The organism is Sulfitobacter pacificus (assembly GCF_030159975.1).
In the GTDB taxonomy this organism is placed as follows: domain Bacteria; phylum Pseudomonadota; class Alphaproteobacteria; order Rhodobacterales; family Rhodobacteraceae; genus Sulfitobacter; species Sulfitobacter pacificus.
Genome location: NZ_BSNL01000001.1, coordinates 1990590 through 2012796 on the forward strand (window position 1 = coordinate 1990590; position 22207 = coordinate 2012796).

General features: G+C 57.1%; 25 protein-coding genes. 18 read left to right on the plus strand and 7 right to left on the minus strand.

Translation table 11 applies throughout. The features are described 5' to 3' along the window. Nucleotides 1-5 precede the first annotated feature (5 nt). The 3 genes from QQL78_RS09910 to nthA all read right to left on the minus strand — a co-directional run bounded on the left by QQL78_RS09910 (nucleotide 6) and on the right by nthA (nucleotide 1697). The gene (locus QQL78_RS09910; protein ID WP_284372992.1) at nucleotides 6-320 is read right to left on the minus strand and encodes a nitrile hydratase accessory protein; all 315 of its coding nucleotides are present in this window, start codon (nucleotides 318-320) and stop codon (nucleotides 6-8) included. Continuing rightward, nucleotides 317-994: a nitrile hydratase subunit beta gene (gene nthB / locus QQL78_RS09915; RefSeq protein ID WP_284372994.1), complete on the minus strand. Its 678-nt coding sequence runs from the start codon at nucleotides 992-994 to the stop codon at nucleotides 317-319. Before nthB ends, QQL78_RS09910 begins: the two co-directional genes overlap by 4 nt. Nucleotides 995-1079: 85 nt before the next feature. After that, entirely contained in the window at nucleotides 1080-1697 is a 618-nt protein-coding gene (gene nthA, locus QQL78_RS09920; protein WP_284375527.1) for a nitrile hydratase subunit alpha, read from the minus strand. 127 nt (nucleotides 1698-1824) lie between these two features. Between nthA and secG the strand changes: the two genes are divergently transcribed. The 15 genes from secG to QQL78_RS09995 all read left to right on the plus strand — a co-directional run bounded on the left by secG (nucleotide 1825) and on the right by QQL78_RS09995 (nucleotide 15130). Continuing rightward, nucleotides 1825-2187 (plus strand): preprotein translocase subunit SecG, encoded by a 363-nt coding sequence (secG, locus tag QQL78_RS09925; RefSeq protein WP_284372996.1) that lies wholly within the window; start codon nucleotides 1825-1827, stop codon nucleotides 2185-2187. A gap of 178 nt (nucleotides 2188-2365) precedes the next feature. Beyond that, the gene (gene pyrG, locus QQL78_RS09930; RefSeq protein ID WP_284372998.1) at nucleotides 2366-4012 is read left to right on the plus strand and encodes a CTP synthase; all 1647 of its coding nucleotides are present in this window, start codon (nucleotides 2366-2368) and stop codon (nucleotides 4010-4012) included. Between the two features lie 88 nt (nucleotides 4013-4100). After that, nucleotides 4101-4877: a 23S rRNA (adenine(2030)-N(6))-methyltransferase RlmJ gene (rlmJ, locus tag QQL78_RS09935; protein ID WP_284372999.1), complete on the plus strand. Its 777-nt coding sequence runs from the start codon at nucleotides 4101-4103 to the stop codon at nucleotides 4875-4877. Between the two features lie 12 nt (nucleotides 4878-4889). Next, on the plus strand, nucleotides 4890-5183 hold the full coding sequence (locus QQL78_RS09940) for a DUF1330 domain-containing protein (RefSeq protein ID WP_284373001.1): 294 nt from the start codon (nucleotides 4890-4892) through the stop codon (nucleotides 5181-5183). 51 nt (nucleotides 5184-5234) lie between these two features. After that, nucleotides 5235-5885, plus strand: coding sequence for a hypothetical protein (locus QQL78_RS09945; RefSeq protein WP_284373003.1), 651 nt, complete (start codon nucleotides 5235-5237; stop codon nucleotides 5883-5885). Nucleotides 5886-5896: 11 nt separating this feature from the next. Further along, a complete protein-coding gene (locus QQL78_RS09950; protein ID WP_284373005.1) occupies nucleotides 5897-6334 on the plus strand; it encodes a tellurite resistance TerB family protein in 438 nt (145 codons plus the stop codon). A 36-nt stretch (nucleotides 6335-6370) separates the two neighbouring features. After that, on the plus strand, nucleotides 6371-6811 hold the full coding sequence (locus tag QQL78_RS09955) for a tellurite resistance TerB family protein (protein ID WP_284375529.1): 441 nt from the start codon (nucleotides 6371-6373) through the stop codon (nucleotides 6809-6811). A gap of 111 nt (nucleotides 6812-6922) precedes the next feature. Next, nucleotides 6923-7699 carry an ABC transporter ATP-binding protein gene (locus QQL78_RS09960; RefSeq protein ID WP_284373007.1) on the plus strand — a complete coding sequence of 259 codons (777 nt, stop codon included), beginning with the start codon at nucleotides 6923-6925 and terminating at the stop codon, nucleotides 7697-7699. 30 nt (nucleotides 7700-7729) lie between these two features. Beyond that, nucleotides 7730-8467: a transporter substrate-binding domain-containing protein gene (locus QQL78_RS09965; RefSeq protein WP_284373009.1), complete on the plus strand. Its 738-nt coding sequence runs from the start codon at nucleotides 7730-7732 to the stop codon at nucleotides 8465-8467. Nucleotides 8468-8562: 95 nt separating this feature from the next. Then, complete coding sequence (locus QQL78_RS09970) at nucleotides 8563-9444, plus strand: ABC transporter permease (protein ID WP_284373011.1); 882 nt, start codon at nucleotides 8563-8565, stop codon at nucleotides 9442-9444. 85 nt (nucleotides 9445-9529) lie between these two features. After that, the gene (locus tag QQL78_RS09975; RefSeq protein WP_284373013.1) at nucleotides 9530-10336 is read left to right on the plus strand and encodes an ABC transporter permease; all 807 of its coding nucleotides are present in this window, start codon (nucleotides 9530-9532) and stop codon (nucleotides 10334-10336) included. A gap of 105 nt (nucleotides 10337-10441) precedes the next feature. Continuing rightward, complete coding sequence (locus tag QQL78_RS09980; RefSeq protein ID WP_284373015.1) at nucleotides 10442-11776, plus strand: glutamine synthetase family protein; 1335 nt, start codon at nucleotides 10442-10444, stop codon at nucleotides 11774-11776. A gap of 9 nt (nucleotides 11777-11785) precedes the next feature. After that, on the plus strand, nucleotides 11786-12463 hold the full coding sequence (locus QQL78_RS09985; RefSeq protein ID WP_284373017.1) for a type 1 glutamine amidotransferase: 678 nt from the start codon (nucleotides 11786-11788) through the stop codon (nucleotides 12461-12463). After that, complete coding sequence (locus QQL78_RS09990; protein ID WP_284373019.1) at nucleotides 12463-13821, plus strand: glutamine synthetase family protein; 1359 nt, start codon at nucleotides 12463-12465, stop codon at nucleotides 13819-13821. Before QQL78_RS09985 ends, QQL78_RS09990 begins: the two co-directional genes overlap by 1 nt. A 4-nt stretch (nucleotides 13822-13825) precedes the next feature. Then, nucleotides 13826-15130, plus strand: a complete 1305-nt coding sequence (locus QQL78_RS09995) for an NAD(P)/FAD-dependent oxidoreductase (protein ID WP_284373021.1) — start codon at nucleotides 13826-13828, stop codon at nucleotides 15128-15130. Between the two features lie 18 nt (nucleotides 15131-15148). On the opposite strand, the gene phaR is transcribed toward QQL78_RS09995, so the two are convergent. After that, nucleotides 15149-15733, minus strand: coding sequence for a polyhydroxyalkanoate synthesis repressor PhaR (gene phaR, locus QQL78_RS10000; protein WP_284373023.1), 585 nt, complete (start codon nucleotides 15731-15733; stop codon nucleotides 15149-15151). Nucleotides 15734-15817: 84 nt separating this feature from the next. Further along, nucleotides 15818-16729, minus strand: a complete 912-nt coding sequence (locus QQL78_RS10005; RefSeq protein WP_284373024.1) for an NAD(P)H-binding protein — start codon at nucleotides 16727-16729, stop codon at nucleotides 15818-15820. Between the two features lie 101 nt (nucleotides 16730-16830). On the opposite strand from QQL78_RS10005, the gene QQL78_RS10010 reads away from it, so the two are divergent. Beyond that, nucleotides 16831-17721, plus strand: coding sequence for a LysR family transcriptional regulator (locus tag QQL78_RS10010; protein WP_284373026.1), 891 nt, complete (start codon nucleotides 16831-16833; stop codon nucleotides 17719-17721). Between the two features lie 107 nt (nucleotides 17722-17828). Here the strand turns inward: QQL78_RS10010 and QQL78_RS10015 are convergent, their stop codons facing one another. Together QQL78_RS10015 and QQL78_RS10020 are read right to left on the minus strand one after the other, a co-directional pair. Further along, complete coding sequence (locus QQL78_RS10015) at nucleotides 17829-18272, minus strand: phasin family protein (protein WP_284375531.1); 444 nt, start codon at nucleotides 18270-18272, stop codon at nucleotides 17829-17831. A 155-nt stretch (nucleotides 18273-18427) separates the two neighbouring features. Then, nucleotides 18428-20233, minus strand: a complete 1806-nt coding sequence (locus QQL78_RS10020) for a PHA/PHB synthase family protein (RefSeq protein WP_284373028.1) — start codon at nucleotides 20231-20233, stop codon at nucleotides 18428-18430. A 105-nt stretch (nucleotides 20234-20338) separates the two neighbouring features. Here QQL78_RS10020 and phaZ point away from each other — a divergent pair, with 105 nt between their 5' ends. Together phaZ and QQL78_RS10030 are read left to right on the plus strand one after the other, a co-directional pair. Beyond that, nucleotides 20339-21628: a polyhydroxyalkanoate depolymerase gene (phaZ, locus tag QQL78_RS10025; RefSeq protein ID WP_284373030.1), complete on the plus strand. Its 1290-nt coding sequence runs from the start codon at nucleotides 20339-20341 to the stop codon at nucleotides 21626-21628. Further along, entirely contained in the window at nucleotides 21629-22207 is a 579-nt protein-coding gene (locus QQL78_RS10030; protein WP_284373032.1) for a DUF6151 family protein, read from the plus strand.

Below are 22207 nucleotides of genomic sequence, written 5' to 3' on the forward strand. Positions count from 1 at the left end.
CGCCGTCAGGCACCCGCCAGTTTCACCGGCATTCCATGTGGCGTGCTGAGATAGGCCGCTTCCCAGGCATCACGCAGCATGCGCAGTTCCGCAGGGGCTGCCATGCCGATCTCGGCCAGAAACCCTTCCAAAGTTTCCAGCCAGGCGGCAAAATAATCCTCGCCGCCATTCAATTCCCGCGCTACTCCGTGCTGCTTCAATGTTGCACCAAAACGTTCCGCCCAGGCCCCCCATTCAAAATGTCCCGCCTCGTTCAGGTGGACGGTCAAGGCAAAGACCTGCGCATGCCAGGGTGCCTCAAAAACCGGTTCCGGCTTCATGTTGCTGCCGTCAGGTAGCTTTGCCACATGTCCACAACCACCTCGTCATGAGGATGTTCTGGATGTGCCCATAGTTCAGCAGCCGCAAACACCACCGCATAAAGCGGCTCCGGCGCTTCGCCACCGCCATGCGCATTGCTGTCAGGAAACACATGGGTGCCATGCAAGCGCAAAATCCGCCCCCGCGCCCCGGCAGCATAAGACGGCAACCGGGTATGGCCGCCGCTGACATCTGCATTATCGGCAAACCTGCGGGCCACCACCAGATCCCCTGCTGCAAAAACCGGTGCCACATCAGAAGGACGATCCACCGGCCCACCTTTGGCCAGCACCCCCGCAACCCGATCCGCATTTAACTTTCGTTCGGCCAGGGGGCTGGGTGTGGGATCAACGGTTCCTGCCAGTTCCTCACGGGTGACAACCCCCACCTGCGTCAGGACATTTGCCAATCCGCCCAGCCATTTTTCATAATAGGAAAACCGCATATAATCCTTGGGTGACAGGGATTCGCGGGCATGGCGGGACATATCCAGATTAAACGCCCCCACCGCCCCTGTAGCCACCGTCAACGCCATCGCGCGCGGGTGCCAGTCGGCGTGAAAAATAACATCTTCAGGCTCCGGTACAACCGGACCATCACCAAAACGACCGCCCATGTCGTGAAGTCGGCTCATATCCGTCGCCTCCACAAGCTAGGCGCCGCCAAAGCGGCGGATACACCAAATACGGCTTCAGCCCCTGTTGGATGATCAGCCCCCCTCATGATGCACCCGCCAGTCCAGTGCCAATCATGCTGTCGCGGCTGACCAATGCCATCAAGGCCTCTTCATCCATACCTTCCGTCCCTGCAGGGCGCTGCGGGATCACCAGATAACGCATTTCCGCGGTGCTATCCCAAACCCGCACCGCAGTTTCCTCTGGCAAAACCACTCCGAAATCCGCCAGAACCTTGCGCGGTTCCCGCACCACACGGGCGCGATAGGCGTCGGATTTATACCAGCCCGGCGGAATCCCCAGCAGGGGCCACGGGTAACAGCTGCACAGGGTACAGACGACCATATTATGCACCTTGTCGGTATTTTCCACCGCCATCATATGTTCACCCTGACGGCCATAGAAACCCAGATCCGCAACAACAGCTGTGGCATCTTTCAGCAACGCATCGCGAAACGCCGGATTGGACCAGGCCCGCGCCACGACCCGTGCCCCATTGCGCGGACCGATCTTGTTTTCATAGGTATCGATGATTTCATCCAGCGCCGCCGGATCAATCAGACCCTTCTTGGTCAACAGGGTTTCCAACGCCTTAACCCGCAAAGCCGGGTCAGAGGGCAAAAGCGCATGCGGGTCATCGTGTGAAGGGTGATCATGTGGCATGATGCAAACCTGCCCCAGCTTTCGCGCCTTGTCCATTTGCTTTTGCCCCGATGACCGCGTTCCTCCCTTGCCCCGCAGGCCAAACATGCATAGATAGCCGCAAACGCCAATCGAAAGCAGCCTACCCATGGAAAATGTCGTTCTGATCATCCACCTCTTGCTGGCCCTCGGCCTGATCGCCGTTGTGCTGATGCAACGCTCTGAGGGTGGCGGCCTTGGTATGGGCGGCGGCGGCGGCGGCGCGGTACCGGGACGTTCAGCAGCAACCGCGCTGAGCAAGCTGACATGGATCCTTGGCGCGGCCTTTCTCGTCACATCAATTACCCTGACCATTATTGTGGCACAGAAATCTTCCGGTGCTTCGGTGATCGACCGTCTGGGTGTAACACCACCAGCGGCAACTCAGGGCGACGATACTTCGGCTCCTTCCGGTGACCTCTTGCTGCCCCCGACGGACAGTGACGCACCTTTGGTCCCGCTTTCCGACTAACCACAAACATCTAAACCTTGAGGCAATGCCATTTTTCGCAACAGGATGTTGCGGCGTGGCCTTGCTTTGCTGCGGCGAATCCTGCTATTCTTAAATCCCGTGATGGTGCGGCTTTAAGAGCATGCAACCGGCGGAGATTCCGCATACATCTAAGAATTTCACGGGGGTCTTCGGGCACATGGCACGCTATATTTTCATCACCGGCGGTGTGGTTTCATCCCTTGGCAAAGGTCTCGCTTCTGCCGCCTTGGGGGCCCTGTTGCAAGCGCGTGGGTTTTCCGTCCGACTGCGCAAACTTGATCCCTATCTGAACGTCGATCCCGGCACGATGAGCCCGTTTGAACATGGTGAGGTTTTTGTCACCGACGATGGTGCGGAAACCGATCTGGATCTGGGCCATTACGAACGCTTCACCGGTGTGCCCGCGCGGATGACCGATTCCGTTTCCTCCGGGCGGATCTATTCCACCGTGCTGGAAAAAGAGCGCCGCGGTGACTATCTGGGGAAAACCATTCAGGTGGTCCCGCATGTAACGAATGAAATCAAAGACTTCCTAAAAATCGGCGATGATGAGGTTGATTTCATGCTCTGTGAAATCGGCGGCACCGTGGGTGACATCGAAGGGCTGCCCTTCTTTGAGGCGATCCGCCAGTTCTCCCACGACAAGCCACGCGGCCAGTGCATCTTCATGCATCTGACCCTGCTGCCCTATCTGGCCGCCTCGGGCGAATTGAAAACCAAACCAACCCAACACTCGGTCAAGGAATTGCAAAGCATCGGCATTGCACCGGACATTCTGGTCTGCCGCTCGGAACAGCCGATCCCGGAAAAAGAGCGCGAGAAGATTGCCCTGTTCTGTAACGTGCGCAAAGAACATGTGGTCGCGGCTTACGATCTGAAATCCATCTATGAGGCCCCGCTGGCCTATCACGCGCAGGGTCTGGATCAGGCGGTTCTGGATGCCTTTGACATCTCCCCCGCCCCCAAACCCGATCTGAACGTCTGGCATGATGTCTATGACCGTGTGCACAACCCCGAAGGTGAGGTGCGTGTCGCCATTGTCGGTAAATACACACAGCTTGAAGACGCCTATAAATCCATTGCCGAAGCGCTGACCCACGGCGGCATGGCCAATCGCGTCAAAGTCAAGATCGACTGGGTCGATGCAGAGGTTTTTGACAGCAGCGAAGACGTGGCCACCCACCTTGAAGGATTCCACGCGATTCTGGTGCCTGGCGGCTTTGGCGAGCGCGGCACCGAAGGCAAGATCAAGGCGGCACAATACGCCCGCGAGCAAAAGGTGCCCTACCTTGGTATCTGTCTGGGCATGCAGATGGCGGTAATCGAAGCGGCCCGCAATGTCGCCGGTGTGAAAACCGCCGGCTCCGAAGAATTCGACCATGAGGCCGGGAAAAAGCGTTTTGAGCCAGTGGTGTACCACCTGAAAGAATGGGTACAGGGCAATCACAAGGTCGAACGCAAGGTCGGCGACGACAAGGGCGGCACCATGCGATTGGGTGCCTATGACGCAACCCTGACCCCCGGGTCACGCGTCGCCGAAGCCTATGGCACCACCACCATTGATGAACGCCACCGCCACCGCTACGAGGTCGATGTTGCCTATAAGGACCAGTTGGAGAAAGCCGGTCTGGTCTTTTCCGGCATGTCCCCCGATGGCAAACTGCCAGAGATTGTCGAATGGCCGGATCACCCGTGGTTCATCGGGGTACAGTTCCACCCGGAACTGAAATCGAAACCCTTTGACCCCCACCCGCTGTTCAAGGATTTCGTCCGCGCCGCAAAAGACATGTCGCGGCTGGTGTGACCTCCGTGCTGGTATGACATCCAGTACAATTTAACATTTCATGTCGAAACGCTTGCTGGTGTTTCGACGTCCCCGGCAAAGGTGACAGATGCTTTCATACCAACACATCTATCACGCCGGAAATCTGGCAGACGTCCATAAGCACGGGCTGCTGGCCTGGATGCTGGAATATCTCACGCGTAAAGACAAACCGCTGACCTATATCGAAACCCATGGCGGGCGGGCGATTTATGACCTGACCGATGCGGCTGCCCGCAAGACCGGCGAGGCCGCGCAGGGCATTGAAAAGACGCGGCACTGGTTTGGCACCGAACACCCTTTTACTCTTGTTTTGCGACAGGTTGCGGCGAGTGACGGGGCCGATAGCTATCCCGGCTCTCCATTAATCGCGGCAAGCCTGCTGCGCCCCACCGACAGCATTCATCTGGCTGAATTGCATCCGCAAGAACATGCCGCTCTAACCTTGGCGATGTCGCCCTATCCCGCAAAAATCCATCTGCGTGACGGGTTTGACATGGCCCATGGGCTGACCCCGCCAACCCCGCGCCGCGGCATGATGCTGATTGATCCCAGCTATGAAATCAAAGACGACTACCTTACCATCCCGCGTCATATCGCCAAATTCACCCGCGCGTGGAATGTCGGCATTATTGCCCTGTGGTATCCGATCCTGACCAACAAGGCCCATCTGCCGATGCTTGACGCCATGATGGCCGACCACCCGCAAGCGATGCGCCATGAGGTCCGCTTCCCCCCTGCCCGTCCCGGTCACGGTATGGTCGGATCCGGCATGTTCGTGATAAATCCGCCTTACGGGCTGGACGTCGAAGCCGGCAAGCTCAGCCAGAAATTCAACACGCTTTAAAGGGAGGCCCCCATGCCCAAAGGATACTGGATCGCCACGATGGACGTGAAAGACGCTGCGGTTTATGACACCTATCGCGCCGCGAACGCCAAACCATTGGCCGATTATGGTGCGCGTTTTGTGGTGCGCGGCGGCACACAGATCCAGACCGAAGGCACATGGCGCAGCCGTACTGTGGTCATCGAATTCGCCAGCTACGCCGATGCCATCGCCTGTTACGAAAGCGAGGCCTATCAAGCGGCCAAGGACATCCGCGTCCCTGTTGCAGACAACAACATGGTGATTGTCGAAGGCTACGAAAACTAGCGCTTTTCAAGAATCACGCCAATGGCCGCAAAACTGTGCTAAGCTGCTGCCATGATCCGTTTGGCGGCCCTCATTCTGGCTCTGACCCCAAGCGCGGCACTGGCCTGCGGCGCGCCAGTTTGCCTTGTTGATCCCGCCAGCCTGAGCCTGACCCGGATCATCACCTTTGAGGATCAACGCTCCGGTGCTGGACCGGGCCATAATATTGATGAGGTCTTGCCCTTGCTTGGGGCCACCTTTGGCGAACATTTCGCGGGGCAAAGCGTGACCGCACGCGGGGCCCATGACGAGATATTCGGTGATGCTTTCTCCCCTCTGACCCTGATGGCGGGACCTGCCGGGCAGAACCTTTCGCTGGTCAATTTCGCAGGCAATACGGTGCTGAACGGATATGGCCGCGCGGGTTTCCCCAAGCGTGACGGACAGGGCGAAGGTGCTATCGCGGTGCTGTTCGATCAGGACCAATCCGCCCTTGCCTTTGATCTGCGCGGCGGTGAGGACGGTGCCGCGCTGGTGCATTTTTACCGCCGGGATGGCAGTTTTATCGGACCTGTAGCGATCCAGCCGACCGGTGAATTTGCTGTCGCCTTCCTGCGTTCGGGCGGGCATGCGGACATTGCGGGTTTTATTGTCACAAATACTGACCCTCAAGGGCTGGCAATGGACAGTTTACGCTTTGGAAAACCACCCGACTTGAGTTAACGATTGTTGTTATGTTTGAACGTCTCTTTCCCAGCCGTGTCCCGGAACCGAAACCTCTGCCCCAGCCCAACGCCCAGCTTGCACTGGGTGCATTACTGGTGCGGGTGGCTTTTGCGGACAGCAATTACCGTGCAACCGAGATCGGCCAGATTGACCGCATCCTGTCGCGTACTTTCAACATCGGCCCAATTGAGGCTGCGAAACTGCGTGCCACCGCCGAAGCACTGCAACGCGATGCACCGGAAACCCCGGAATTTGCCCGCATTCTGCGCGAAGAGGTCGATTATGCCCACAGGCTGGCATTGGGCGAGGCCATGTGGTCCGTTGCCCTTGCCGACGGACATCGTCATGAAAAAGAGGAAATTCAGCTGCTGGCCATCGAAACCGCGCTGGGGTTGACCGATCAGGACATTGAAGATCTGCGCGAAAAGGCAACGCGGGCACGCTGACTTGGCCTTTTGGTTCGGTGCCCCTATATGGACCTCATGTTTGGTGATTTTCTAAAACGGCTGACACAGCCCGACCCCGCCCCGCTGGCCGATTCTGACGCGCGTCTGGCCCTGACAGCCCTTTTGGTCCGTGTTGCACGGTCCGACAATGACTATGCGACGTCCGAGGCACGCCTGATCGAAGAGATTGCCGCCACACGCTATGGGTTGGATGCGGCGCAAGCGCGAGATTTGCGCAGCCAAGGCGAAGCGCTTGAGCGCGAGGCCCCTGATACCGTCCGCTTTACCCGCGCCATTAAGGAAGCCGTAGCTTATGAGGACCGGTTGGCCGTGATCGAAGCGCTTTGGCAGGTGGTGCTGGCTGATGGCACCCGTTCTGACGAGGAAAACGCATTGTTGCGCCTTGTGGCCAATCTGCTGGGTGTGACAGACACCGACAGCCATACCGCCCGTCAGCGCGTGGCACAGAGCAGCTAGGGGCGCAGATGGCCTGACTTCGGGTCAGGTTGACTGTCATATTATCGAATCCGTTGCAATTGGTGGCGTTTTGCCCCCTTATCTTTGTGCAAGCAGCAAGAGTACCCCTGAGTGAGCACACCGCCCCCTGTCATACAGATCGACGGCCTGCATAAGGCCTATGGTGCATTGGAAGTCTTGAAAGGCGTCAGCCTGTCCGCCCCGCGCGGGCATGTGATATCGCTGATCGGCTCTTCTGGGTCCGGCAAATCCACCTTGTTGCGCTGCTGTAACCTGCTGGAAGACAGCCAACAGGGCGACATCCTGTTCAAAGGCGAACCTTTGACCTGGAAAGGCACGGGCCACGACCGCCGCCCCTCCGATGCAGAACAGGTGCTGCGCATCCGTACAAACCTGTCGATGGTGTTTCAGCAGTTTAACCTCTGGGCCCATATGACGATCTTGCAAAATGTCATGGAAGCGCCGCTGACCGTCTTGCGCCGGGACCGCGCAGAGGTCGAGAAAGCCGCGCGCGGGTATCTCGACAAGGTTGGCATCGGTGACAAATGTGACGTCTATCCGGCCCAGCTTTCCGGTGGCCAGCAGCAGCGGGCCGCAATTGCGCGGGCCCTTTGCATGGAGCCCGAGGCGCTGTTGTTTGATGAACCGACATCAGCGCTGGATCCAGAGCTGGAACAGGAAGTTGTCAAGGTGATCAAGGATCTGGCCACCGAAGGGCGCACCATGATCATCGTGACCCACGACATGAAACTGGCCGCAGATGTGTCCGATCAGGTGATTTTCCTGCATCAGGGCCTGATCGAAGAACAAGGGTCGCCGGACGTATTGTTCGGCGCACCCAAATCAGAACGCTTGCGCGGGTTCCTATCGGCAACCCTAGCGACGTAAACAAAAAAACCAAAAACGGGAGACTACCACATGAAGAAGATCATTCTTTCCACTGTTGCGCTTGCACTCACAGCCGGTGTTGCCATGGCCGATGGTCACGCCAAAACCATCCGCATGGGGACCGAAGGTGCCTACCCTCCCTATAACTTCCTCAACGACGCAGGCGAGGTTGACGGTTATGAACGCGAATTGGGCGACGAGATGTGCAAACGCGCCGAGCTGACCTGTGAATGGGTTACAAACGAATGGGACAGCATCATCCCGAACCTGACGTCAGGCAACTACGACACCATCATTGCAGGCATGTCGATCACGGACGAGCGCGATGAAGTGATTGATTTCACTCAGAACTATTTCCCACCAGCAGCCTCTGCCTATATGGCTAAATCTGCGGATGCGGATCTGAAAGGGGGCGTGATTGCCGCACAGACCAGCACAATCCAGGCGGGATATGTGGCAGAATCCGGTGCAACCCTGTTGGAATTCGCAACCTATGACGACACTGTGGCCGCTGTTATGTCCGGTGAAGCGGATGCGGTATTTGCCGACAAGGACGCCTTGGCCCCAACCGTTGAAGCCTCCGGCGGCGAGTTGATCTTTGCCGGCGACGACGTGCCTTTGGGCGGCGGCATCGGCATGGGTCTGCGTGAAAGCGACACAGAACTGAAAGAGAAGTTCAACGCGGCCATTACCTCGATGAAAGAGGACGGCACAATCAACGCGGCAATCGTCAAATGGTTTGGCGAAGACGCCAAGGTTTTTGAATAATCCAGATTTGGGGCGGGCCTTGGGCCTGCCCCTTTTACCTATGTTTCTGATCCCCGGCCATATCCCTCACCTCGCGCAGCAGCAAAGCCTGCGTCATGTTTGAGTATTGTATTGATCCCCCCTCCCTTGAGGGGCTGAAATGGCTGAGCTGTTATCTCACCACCGGCAAACATCTGGCCTTCTATTCGGCCTTTGGCACGGTGCTGTTGCTGCTGGCGATCACTGCGCCCACCGCCTTGGCTTTCGGCTTTGGCGGTGCGATGGCAGCGCGGGCGCGATTTGCCCCGCTACGCTGGTTTGGTAAGGGGTATATCGCCGTTGTGCGCGGCGTGCCGGACATTGCATTCTTTCTGTTTTTCGTCATCGCACTGGATCAGGGGCTGGAATACCTGCGCCACAAGATGAAATGCCCCGACTGGGATGAGCCCCTCCGTCAGGGCAGTGACTTCATTGTTTGTCAGGCTGCAAAAATGCCGCTGGGGAACGCGCCACAATGGGTGCATGAGGTCTATGGGTTTTCCCTTGCCGTTGTAACATTCGCAATTGTTTTCGGGGCCTTTGCCGCCAATGTGCTTTATGGAGCCATGCGTGCTGTGCCCCGTGCACAGGTGGAAACCGCCGAGGCTTACGGCATGACGCCGCGCCAGACCTTCTGGCGTATCACCGTGCCGCAAATGTGGGTCTATGCCCTGCCCGGCCTGTCGAACCTGTGGATGGTTTTGATCAAAGCCACCCCCTTGCTGTTCCTTCTGGGTGTTGAGGACATCGTCTATTGGGCGCGCGATCTGGGCAGCGCGAAAACACCACGCTTTACCGAGTATCCCCATGGCGATTGGCGGGTCTATTATTTCTTGGTGCTTCTGGTGTTCTATCTTGCCTTCACGCGGGTGTCCGAACTGGTGCTGGATCGTTTGATGAACCGGCTTACCCTTGGGCAAGCCACCACGGGCGGTGAAGCGCAAAGGAAAAACGCATGACCGGCGCGACAGTAAGAAACAAGGCCGCATGCGCATCTTTCGCACCTGCGGCACCGGCCCGGCGGCTCTTGAAGGAGCAGGCTGAATGAGCTGCCTCCAAACCATTCAGGACTATGGTCTGCGCTCTTTGGGATATGGCGAACGCCTGTTGCCGCGCGAAGATTTCACCCTATGCGAACAGGTCACACTGATCGGGTCAGGGATGATCTGGAATGTCTATTTCGGGGTTTTCGCCCTTGGCTTTGGCTTTCTGCTGGCCACCCTTGTCGGGGTCGGCAAGGCCAGCAGCAATCCCTTGTTCCACAAACCGGCGGCATGGTTCATCTTTCTGTTCCGCGGCTCGCCCCTGTTTATCCAATTCTTCTTTGGCTACTTCCTGTTTCTGTCATTAAAACAGGTTGCCCCCGTCTTTGACGCCTTTTCCTCGGCCTGGTTGGGGGCGTTGGTGGTGCTGTTTCTCAACACAGCGGCCTATACCGGAGAAATTTTTTACGGTGCGCTGCAATCCGTCCCCAAGGGCGATGTCGAGGCGGCTGACGCCTATGGTCTGTCCGGCTGGTCCCGCTTCAAACGGGTGATCTGGCCGACGATGTTACGACTGGCATGGCCTGCTTATACGAATGAGGCAATTTTTCTGTTTCATGCCACGACACTGGTATTTTTCACGGGTTTCCCGGCGCAGCAACAGCGTGGAGATGCCCTGTATTACGCAAGCTATTTTGCGGATAAAACCTTTAATCCATTTATCCCCTATCCCATCCTTGCCGGTTATTTCATCCTGCTGACTTTGGGGATTATCGGACTGTTCGGGATGATCAACAAACGGCTGAATCGCCACCTGCCTCAACAACAACGACAAAAAATGCGCTTGCGTCCCAATCTGATACGGTAGTATCCAAGATTTGATCAAATTATCCGGCGCGTGGGCGGCGGGTGCATTTGGCGGACCCAAATGGGCGCTGCCAAACCGCTTGGCCCACCGTCTTTAGGGTGCGCTATGAATAACTGGCTACGAAAAAATCCTGCTGTCCGCTCTGTACGGGTTGCTGCTGCTGACCTGAACGGGCAACCGCGCGGCAAACGTATTCCGACCCGTTTCGCTGATAAAGCGCTGGAGGACGGCACGCGGTTCCCCTTTTCTGTTCTCAACCTTGATATCTGGGGCGAAGACATCGAAGGCAGCCCGCTGGTCATGGACAGCGGCGACAAAGACGGCGTTTTGCGGGCCACCGAACGCGGCTTCATGCCGATGCCGTGGCTGGAGAACCCAACTGCCCTGCTGCCGATCTGGATGTATCACGACGATGGCCGCCCCTTTGCCGGGGATCCGCGCCATGCCCTGAATGCAGTATTGAAACGTTTCAAAGCAAAGGGCCTGACCCCTGTCTGCGCCGTTGAGCTGGAATTCTTTCTGATCGATGATTCTGGGCGCAAACTGCAGGTGCCCCCCTCGCCACGCTCTGGCAAACGCCGTCAGGCAGGGGACATTCTGTCAATGCGAGCCCTAGACCAATTCGACAACTTTTTCACCGAACTCTATGACGCCTGCGAGGAAATGGATATTCCCGCCGATACCGCAATCTCCGAAGCGGGGCTGGGCCAGTTCGAGATCAACCTGATGCATTGCGACGATGCACTGCGGGCGGCAGATGATGCATGGCTGTTCAAGATGCTGGTTAAAGGCCTGGCGCGCAAACACGGGTTTGCCGCCAGCTTTATGGCGAAACCCTATCCCGACTACGCCGGGTCCGGCCTGCATATGCACTTCTCTGTACTGGATGAAGACGGCAATAACGTCTTTGACAACGGTGGCCCAGAGGGCACTGAAGTGCTGCGTCACGCGGTTGCCGGCTGCCTTGAGGCAATGCAGGGGTCGGGGTTGATCTTTGCCCCCCATGCCAACAGCTATGACCGCATCGTACCGGATGCCCATGCCCCGACCTCGGTCTGCTGGGCCTATGAAAACCGCACCTCGTCGATCCGTATTCCCTCGGGCAACCCGAAGGCACGGCGCATTGAGCACCGTGTCGCGGGGGGGGACGTGAACCCCTATCTGATGTTGACCGCAGTTCTGGGGGCCGCGATTGCCGGTATCGAAGATGCCGCGCAGCCCACTGCCCCCATCACCGGCAATGCCTACAGCCTTGATCTGCCGCAGATCCCGGGCGACTGGAAAACCGCGATTGATCTGTTTGAAACCGACCCTGCCGTCGCGCGGATTTTCCCTGCCGATCTTATTCGGAATCTGGTGATGACCAAACGGCAGGAACTGCGCGACATGACCGAGCTGAGCAGCGAAGAGCAGGTCGAAATTTACCTTGAAACCGTGTAAGGACTTTCCATGAAAATCGGCATTCTCATCACGGGCCACCCCCCCGAAGAACTGTCCGGCAAAGGACGGTATGACGCATATTTCGAGCGGCTTTTGGGTGATCAGGAGTTTACCTATCAGGCTTGGTCTGTTGTCGACGGCGAGATGCCGGACAGCGTACAGGACGCCGAAGGCTGGCTAATCACTGGCTCGCGCCATGGTGCTTATGAACCCCACCCGTGGATTCCGCCTTTGGAACAGTTCATCCGCGACTGTTACGGGGCGAAAGTCCCGATGATCGGCGTCTGTTTTGGTCATCAAATCATTGCCCAGGCGATGGGTGGCAAGGTTGAGAAGTTCGAGGGTGGCTGGTCCGTCGGCGCGGTCGACTATGCGCTTGAGGGGGAAACCCTTGCGATCAATGCCTGGCATCAGGATCAGGTCACAACCAAACCCACCGAGGCAGAGGTTATCGGATCCACCGATTTTTGTGCCAATGCAGCCCTGCTTTATGGCGACACCTTCTGGACCATCCAGCCGCATCCTGAATACGATCATGATTTTATCGAAGGGCTGCTGACCCATCGTGGCAAGGGCTTGGTGCCTGATCCACAGATCAAAGCCGCACAGGCCAAACTGAACACCGCACTGGACCGTGAGAAGGTCGCCGCGCGGATGACTGCATTTTTCAAGAAAGAGAGGGCCTGATGGCCGATTGGAAAGAAACACTGCCCGAAGCTGCCGCCACTTACCTTGAGGGCAAACGGCTGGACGAAGTGGAATGCATCATCTCTGATCTGCCCGGCATTGCCCGTGGCAAGGCGGTACCCGCCTCCAAATTTGCACGGCAGGAGTATTTCCACCTGCCCGACAGCATCTTTTATCAGACCATCACCGGCGACTGGGGTGAAGCCGCAGGCGACGAAGGCTTCACCGAAAAGGACATGATCCTCAAGCCTGACATGAGCACAGCCACCGCCGCCCCCTGGACAGGTGACTGGACACTTCAGGTCATTCACGATGCCTATGACCGCCATAATAACCCCGTCGAATTCTCACCGCGCAATGTGCTGAAGCGCGTTGTGCAGCTTTATCATGACAAGGGCTGGGAGCCTGTGGTCGCCCCCGAAATGGAGTTCTTTCTGGTGGCGCGCAACCTTGACCCGGCGCATCAGATTGAACCGATGATTGGCCGTTCGGGCCGCCCCGCCGCCGCACGTCAGGCCTATTCGATGACAGCGGTAGATGAATTTGGCCCGGTGATCGACGACATCTATGATTTCGCTGAGGCACAGGGGTTTGAGATTGACGGCATCACGCAGGAAGGCGGCGCGGGACAGTTGGAAATCAACCTCCTGCATGGTGATCCGGTGAAACTGGCCGATGAGGTGTTCTATTTCAAACGTCTGATCCGCGAAGCGGCGATGCGACATCAATGCTACGCCACCTTCATGGCCAAGCCGATTGCCGATGAACCCGGTTCAGCGATGCATATCCACCATTCGATTCTGGACAAGAAAACCGGCGCGAATATCTTTTCCGACAAGGATGGCGGCGAAACCCCCGAGTTCATGCATTTCATCGCCGGATTGCAAAACCACATGCCCTCCGCGCTGGCGGTGATCGCGCCCTATGTGAACAGCTACCGGCGCTATGTGAAAGATCACGCCGCCCCGATCAATCTGGAATGGGGATATGACAACCGCACCACCGGCATCCGCGTACCGCTGTCCGGCCCATCCGCGCGGCGGGTGGAAAACCGGCTGGCAGGGATGGATTGCAACCCCTATCTGGCCATCGCGGCCTCTCTGGCCTGTGGGTATCTGGGGTTGATGGATGCCAAAGATCCCAAGGAACAATTCAAGGGGGATGCCTATGACGGTGACGGGGATATCCCGCGCGTATTGGGTGAAGCGCTTGATATCTTTGAAGAAGCCAACGCACTGCATGAGGTGCTTGGCCCAGAGTTTGCCCGCGTCTACGGCATTGTGAAACGCGCGGAATATGACGAGTTCCTACAGGTGATTTCACCTTGGGAGCGTGAACACCTGTTGTTGAACGTGTGACACGATGAACCTGCTCTACGCCAATGACCAGCGCGGCCAGTACCCCGACAGCTGGTACGCCGCAACCGCCACGCCGCAGGACCGTTTCACCCCGTTGAAGGGGGCCACCACCGCAGATGTCTGTGTAATCGGCGGCGGCTATACCGGTTTGGTCGCCGCCCTGCATCTGGCGCAGGCAGGGCGGGATGTGATCCTGCTTGAGGCACAGCGCGTCGGCTTTGGCGCATCCGGGCGCAATGGCGGGCAACTGGGCACGGGGCAACGGGTACAACAGGATTCTCTGGCGCGGATGGCCGGTGCTGATCACGCTGCAACCCTCTGGGATATGGGGCTGGAAGCGGTCGCCCTCACCAAGGAATTGATCACGACCCATAACATCGACTGTCACCTCAAACCCGGCGTGGCATGGACCGCGTCAACGGACAGCGATGTCACAGAGCTGCATGAATATGCGGATTTCCTGCGTGGCCAATATAACTATGACCAGATCGAAACCCTTGATCATGCGGCCCTGCAATCGGTCTGCCCTTCCCCCGATTATCGCGGCGGTATTCTCGATATGGGCGCGGCACATCTGCATCCGCTGAACTATGCGCTGGGTCTGGCGCGGGCCGCGAAGGACGCGGGCGTCAGAATACACGAGGGCAGCGCGGTCCATCACATCGAGGAAGGCACCAAGATCAAGGTGCAAACCGATGCGGGCCATGTGGTGGCGGATCACGTCATTCTGGGCTGTAATGGCTATCTGGGCGGGTTAAACCGCAAGGTTGCTGCGCGGGTCATGCCGATCAACAACTTCGTCGCCGCAACCGAGCCCTTGGGGGATCGCGTCAAAGACGTCTTGCCCCGTGATGTGGCAGTGGCGGACGGGCGGTTTGTTGTGAACTATTTCCGGCTTAGCCATGATGGGCGGCTGCTGTTTGGCGGTGGTGAAAGCTATGGCTATAAGTTCCCCACCGATATTGCCGCAAAGGTGCGCAAACCGATGTCAGTGGTGTTTCCACAGTTGAAAGACGTGAAAATCGACTACGCGTGGGGCGGCACCCTGGCCATCACCATGAAGCGCCTGCCCTATATGGCGCGGGTCGGGCGTAACATCTTGTCGGCCTCCGGCTATTCCGGTCACGGCGTTGGCACAGCGACCCATGCGGGCGCATTGATGGCCCGCGCGGTTCAGGGCGATGGTGATGGGTTTGACACGATGTCGGTGATCCCAACCCCGGCTTTCCCCGGTGGCAGCGCAATGCGCACACCGTTACTGGCCCTCGCGATGAGCTGGTATGCGATGCGTGACCGGTTGGGCGTCTAAACCGAACCGGTCAAAGGATCATTTGAGTTTTGACAGCTTGTCCTGCAAATCTGCGAGCTGTTTCTTGATCGCATCAAGATCTTCCGCAGGTTCGGCAGAGCTTGGTTCCGGTTCTGGGCTTGGTGCCGTTGTACCGGCACCACCGCCTACCCAACCGCCGGTCATGGCTTTCAGAAACGCCTCCTGCTGCTTTTGCATCGCTTCCATGCCCGGCATGCCGGTCATCCCGGGCATATTGGCCAAGGGATTGATCGAATTCATATTTTCGACCATCTTGCTTTGCCCGTCGCGCAACATGTCAAAGGAGGCTTGCAGGAACTGCGGCACTACAGAGACATTGCCGGACATATAGCTGCGCACCAAATCGTTCAGTACGCCAACCGGCAGCACGGATTCACCGCGGCTTTCGTGTTCCGCGATGATCTGTAGCAGATACTGGCGGGTCAGATCATCGCCCGACTTCAGGTCGATAATCTGGACTTCGCGGCCGTCCCGAATGAAACCGCCGATATCCTCCAGCGTCACATAATCGCTTGTTTCGGTGTTATAAAGCCGCCGCGACGCGTAACGCTTGATCAATAGGGGTTTCGGTGTATCCGCCACGGTTTTCCTCCCAGAAGGCCTGCTGCACTGCAGCTTAAGCACAGATTGCGGAAAATGAAAGCGTGACCCTGCGAACTATTGGATTTAACGGTCCGCAAGCGCCTGTTGCATCGCCTCAGCCACTGGAGTTTGGCGAAAGTCAGGCAAGGTGCGTTCCAGTTTTCTGCCATCCATACGGTGCGGTATATTCCACAGGTATTGCATTTCGCCGATCTCTCGCATGCGACGGTTGAACAGCCCCAGAAGGCGCAGCAACGGCCATGGCATGGCTGATACCTTTTGTGTCTTGCCGGTGGCTCGCGCGATTTCGTCGATCAGTTCCGCCCCTGTCAGGGTATATCCATCAAAGCCGAATTCCTCAAACGCGGCAAACTGCTCCCGCCGCTCGGCCAACTGTACGGCGGCACGGGCCATATCAGGCAGGTAAGCCCATGCATGTATCCGGTCCCGAGGCCCCGGATACATAGTGCGCCCTTTGCGCGAAGCCTTGGCGATATGGGCCTCGAACCAGTTTGTGGTCATGCCCCCGGTGATAAAGTCGCCGCCACGCAACACAATCGTACGCACACCTGCATTGCGAAAGGCGTTTTCCATCTCCACCCGCAGCCTGCCTTTACGTGTCGTCGGGTGCCATGGTGTTGTTTCTGTCCAAAGCTCCGGTCCCTCAGCCCCGTAATTATAGACATTGCCGGGGATGATCACCGTGGCCCCGCTGGCCTTTGCCGCCGTAATCACCGCCTGCGCCATGGGCATCAGATCCCGCACCCAGTTTTCGTAAAGCGGGTTCAGCGCGTTCACGATTACATCAAACCCCTGACAGGCTGCCGCCAGTGTTGCAGGATCCCGCGCATCCCCCTCCAGCGTTTGAATGGGTGCCGCAGGCGCTTTGTCCCAGTTACGGGCAAACGCGATTACCTGCCATCCGGCCTCTGCAAATGCCCGTGCCGCCGCATTGCCAAAACGTCCCTTCGCCCCCAGTACGATTACCTTGCCCATGCCATATCTCCTGTTCCATTTGTCATGAACTCAGATAAGGTATCGAAAAACAGATAGCATTAGGCCAATACTGCCTACCGTTATTCAAAATCGGATACCTAATGCCTCAAATTGACTGGTCCCATCTGCATTCCTTTGTCGCTGTTGCTGAACATGGCTCCCTTTCAGCCGCTGCCCGTGCGCATCACAGCAGCCAACCCACCCTGAGCCGCCATATCGCACTCTTAGAACAATCGCTGGGTGCACGCCTGTTCAGCCGCACCAAGACGGGTGTCACCCTGACCGAAAAGGGCCGCGCGTTATTGGTGCATGCGGGTGAAATGGCGGATGCGGCGGCGCGGCTGTCGATCCTGTCAGACGGCGGTGATGGCGCTATGGCCGGCGCGGTGCGGATCACGGCCAGCCAGATCGTCGCCACCTATCTGCTGCCTGAGGTGTTGACCGAATTGCACTTGCTCTACCCCGAGGTGGAAATCGAACTTGTTGCATCAGATGACACCAACAACCTGTTGCGCCGCGAGGCGGATATTGCTGTGCGGATGTACCGCCCGACCCAAGGTGATGTGATCGCCAAACACATCGGCAATCTGGATATGGGAGCCTATGCCAGCCACGACTACATCGCCCGGCGCGGCGCGCCTCAAGGATTTGAGGATATTCTTGATCATGATCTGGTTGGCTATGATCGCAATACGATGATCATCGACGGAATGGGCGCCATTGGACTGCAGGCAGACCGCGCGTCTTTCAAGTTCCGCAGCGACGATCAGGTTGTCTGCTGGCAAATGGTGCGGGCCGGGTTTGGCATCGGCTTTAACCAGAACGTGATTGCGCAGGCCGATGCGGATCTGGTCTGTGTGTCCGGGCCCGATCCCGTGGGGCAATTGCCGGTTTGGCTGGCCGCACATTCAGAGCTGCGCCAGACCCCGCGCATCCGCAAGGTCTATGACGAACTGGGCCGCATGTTGGGCAAAAAGCTATCGCCGGTCTAATTCGTTACTCTTCAAACATAGAAAAAGGCGGGCTCAGGGAAGCCCGCCTTAACCTCTCGTTCCTTACGATAGGAACAGATGAGATCGCATAACCGTAGGAACGGCTATTACTTGGATGTTGCTTTCTTGGCAGCAGCCTGAACATCGTTAGATGCTTTTTTAACAGCAGCAGTTGCTTCTTCCTGTGCGTCTTTGCCGGCAGCCATCATCAGCTCAACAGTGTCCATCTGGACCTTCTTGGCGATTTCAGCAAAAGCGGCCATGTGCTCGGCTGCGGATTCTGCGGAAGCAGAAGCGAAGTCGGTCATTGCCTTGGCGTAATCCGCTGGCTCAGCTTTGGCTTTTGACATTTCAGTCATTTTCGCAACTGTTTCTTTGGTCCACTTTGTGGAAATCTCGGTGGATTTCTCAACTGCGTTCAAAGCAACGCCGGAAAGTTTTTCATTCAGGGAAGCGGATGTCTTGAACGCGCCTTCCATTGCGGATGTGTCAACCGGGAAAGCACCCATTACGTCTTTCAGCATCGCTGTCATGTCTGGTGTCTTTGTCATTTGTCTATCCTTCATTTGCATTTTCACTTGGCGCCAACCGGGATGATGCCCCGTGTTTCTGCGTCTGCAAAGGATATACGTGCTGCACCGCAGCATTTCAAGCTTTTTCTGCGGTGCAGCATATTTTTCTTACCTAGGGTAAATCAGATGTGAATTCAGTGGTTTGCTTTCTTTGCCACATACTCCCCCGGCGCATCCGAGATGATTTTATGCCCATCGGCTCCCGGAATACGTGCGGGAATCATCTTGCCAGACTGCTTCTCCAACCACTTTCCCCAACGGGGCCACCAGGATCCCGTGTGAAACTTCGCCCCTTCCAGCCAGTCCTCATGGGTCAGCCCCATATCCTCATTGGTATAATGTCCGTATTTCCCCTTCGAGGGTGGATTGACGATACCGGCAATATGCCCTGACTGGGTCATGATAAAGGTCTTGTCCTTGGCCCCCATCTTCTGAACCCCGCGATAGCTGTCTTTCCACGGCGCGATATGATCGGTCTCGCAGGCAATGGCACACAGCGGCACATCCACCTCATCGAGCACCAGATGATGCCCCATCAGGTCAAACCCGCCATCGGCCAGTTCATTGCGCTGACACAGGCCGCGCAAATACTGCATCGCCATTTTCGCCGGCAGGTTGGCACCATCGCCATTCCAGTACAGCAGATCAAAGGCAGGTGGGGTCTCTCCCATCATATAGCTTTTCACCGCCGGCCCATAGACAAGGTCATTCGCCCGCAAGTAGGAAAAGGTTCGCGCCATGATGATGGACGGCAGGATACCTTTGTCTGCTGTCTCTGCCTCGATCCCGTCGATAAAGTCATCCGTCAGGAAAGGCCGGAATTCCCCCTGATCAGAAAAATCCGTCAGCGCAGTGAACAGGGTGGCGGATTTGACCGATTTGTCGCCCCGCTGTTTCATCAGACTCAGGGTCAACGACAGGGTGGTTCCGGCGATGCAATAGCCCACCGCATTGACCTTTTTCTCGCCGGTGATCTTTTTCACCTCGCGGATTGCGGCCAGATACCCGTCTTCGATGTAGTCTTCCATGCCGACATCGCGATAGGTGGCATCGGGGTTCACCCATGAGATCATAAACAAGGTATGCCCCTGATCCACCAGCCATTTGACCAGGGAATTCTGTTCCTTGAGGTCCAGAATGTAGAATTTGTTGATCCAAGGCGGAAAGATCAGCAGTGGCGTAGCATGCACCTTTTCCGTTGTTGGCGCATATTGGATCAGCTCGAACATCTTGTTGCGAAACACCACCTTGCCCGGTGAGGTTGCGATGTTACGACCCAGCTCGAACGCTTTTTCATCGGCAAGCTTAACGATCAATTCACCATTGTTTGATTCCAGATCGCCAATCAGGTTTTCCAGACCCTTGATCAGGCTTTCGCCCTCTGTGTCGATCGCCCGTTGCAAAGCGTCGGGGTTGGTGGCCAGAAAATTGGTCGGGCTCATCATGTCGACAATCTGGCGGCTGAAATAGGCCAGCCGCTGCTTTTCGCGCGGCTCCATGTCAGTGACGTCTTCAACCGCCTGTGTCACGGCGGCGGCATTGATCAGATATTGTTGTTTAACAAAATTGAAATAGGGGTGCGTTTCCCACAATGGGTTAGCAAAGCGTCGGTCAGTGCCGGTCTTATCCTCGGGGGCAGATAGGGTGCCCTTGGCCAAGGCTTGTTGTGCTTCCATAAAATGGGTGACCGTTTTCGTCCAATAGCCCATCTGATGTTCCATCAGCTTGGCCGGGTTGGTCAGCGCCTCGGATGCATAGGCCTGTCCGGCCTTGGCAAACAACTCTTGATTCGGCCCATCCAGCGCCGCCTGATGCCCCTGCCGGCTACTCATCACCTGCCCCAGACGCTCGGTCAGAGCTTCGACTTTTCGCAGATTTTCAGCCATACGTGCCGCAGAAATTTCGGCCGTTGCAGGGTTATCGGTTGTTTTAGTTGTCATCTTAACCTTTTGCTCCTATCTTCGCACTTGCAGCATAACGTCGCCCTCTTCAGGGGCAGGAGCGATGGCATGCCCATACACGGGCCCAAAAAGGAGACCCCCCACATGCGCTATATGGCAACCTACGATCTTATGGAAACGGTACGGAACACGAACCAATGGATGGGTGCCTCAGCGCTTGCCATTGCATCATACCCTGCTTTCTCTATGTTTCCAAACCCTGCGCTTGAATGGATGGCTGCCTGGGGCGAAGTGACGGAACGTAGTTTCTCGCGGATGGTGACAAAACCCGACTGGAACATCCCGCCTTTCGTAGGATCCAACGGTCAGGACCGCATTGTTGTCGAGGAAATCGTTGTGAAACGTGACTTTGGCGATCTGCTGCATTTCCGCGTTCAGGGTCGTACAGAACCCAAACGCAAGGTTTTGCTGGTGGCACCGATGTCCGGCCACTATGCAACCCTGCTGCGCTCCACCGTTATTTCGCTGCTGCCTGATTGTGACCTCTATATCACCGACTGGCACAATGCGCGCGACATCCCAGTCAGCGCCGGCAAGTTCGATATCGAGGATTACACACTTTACCTTGTTGATTTCATGCGCGAGCTGGGTGCCGATACCCATGTCATCGCTGTATGCCAGCCGGCCCCACTAGCGTTGGCCGCAACCGCCTATCTTGCCGAAGAAGATCCCGCCGCACAGCCGCGCACACTGACATTGATCGGTGGGCCGATTGATCCTTCCGCCGCCCCAACAGATGTGACCGACTTTGGTCATTCCGTTACCATGGGCCAGCTGGAAGAAATGATGATCCAGCGCGTCGGCTTTAAATATGCTGGCGTCGGGCGCATGGTCTATCCCGGCCTGTTGCAGCTGAATTCCTTTATTTCGATGAATGCCGAAACTCATATGAAGGCGTTTCAGGACCAGATCAGCAATGTCATGCGTGGCGAAGCTCATGAGCATGACAAGCACAACAAGTTCTACGATGAATATCTGGCCGTGATGGATATGCCGGCAGAATTCTACCTGTCGACCGTCGACCGGATTTTCAAAGAAGGCGAGATCGCCAAGAACCAGTTCACCGTTGCCGGGCGGCACGTGGATATTGGCAAGATCACCACAGTCGCGGTGAAAACCGTCGAAGGGTCCAAGGATGACATTTCAGCACCTGGCCAATGTGTCGCGGCGCTTGACCTGCTGACCGGCCTGCCGGACGACAAGAAAGCCAGCCACCTTGAAGACGGCGCGGGGCACTACGGTATCTTTGCTGGCAAAAGCTGGCGCAAGAACATCCGCCCCTTGGTGTTGGATTTCATTGACGCGCATGGCGAGACGGCCCCCACCCCGGCCAAGGGCAAATCTGCCTCCGCCAAGAAAAGTAAAGCCGCCTAAATGCGGGCTCAGGTCCCCTTCTCTTGTCGATGTGGCAGGATACAGGGGACCTTATCTGACATTGGTTGGGGCAATCATGCCCGCTGTTTCTGCCAGTCCTGCCGCGCTGCGGACATCCATACTGGTGATGCAGACCCCGGCGGTGAGGGCATCACCGTCTATCAAACCACCCCAGACAAGATCAGCTTTCAGTCAGGTCAGGACCAGCTGGCAGTGTTTTCCTTCGGCCCCAAGAACCTGCTGCGCTGGCAGGCCTCCTGCTGTGGCGCTTTGCTGTTCAACACACTTCGCAACCCAAAGGTTTCCTTTGCTGCCTTGCGCACGAATCGGATCGATGACCCCACGCCACTAGGCCCTGTTGCCTCGCGTGGTTTCATCCCTGCAGATGATGGCAAACAGCGCCACGAAGGCATCCTGCCTTTGGTGATTGGCATGTTGTGGCGGGCCTTGATCGGGCGGATCACCGGACGTTGGACACAGACACCGTTTTTCGATACTGAAACGCTGAAACCCGTTGCCGAGGTCAAAGTGCTGCCAAAAGGTGAAATCGCAAGGATTCTTGCACAGAACACCCCTTAG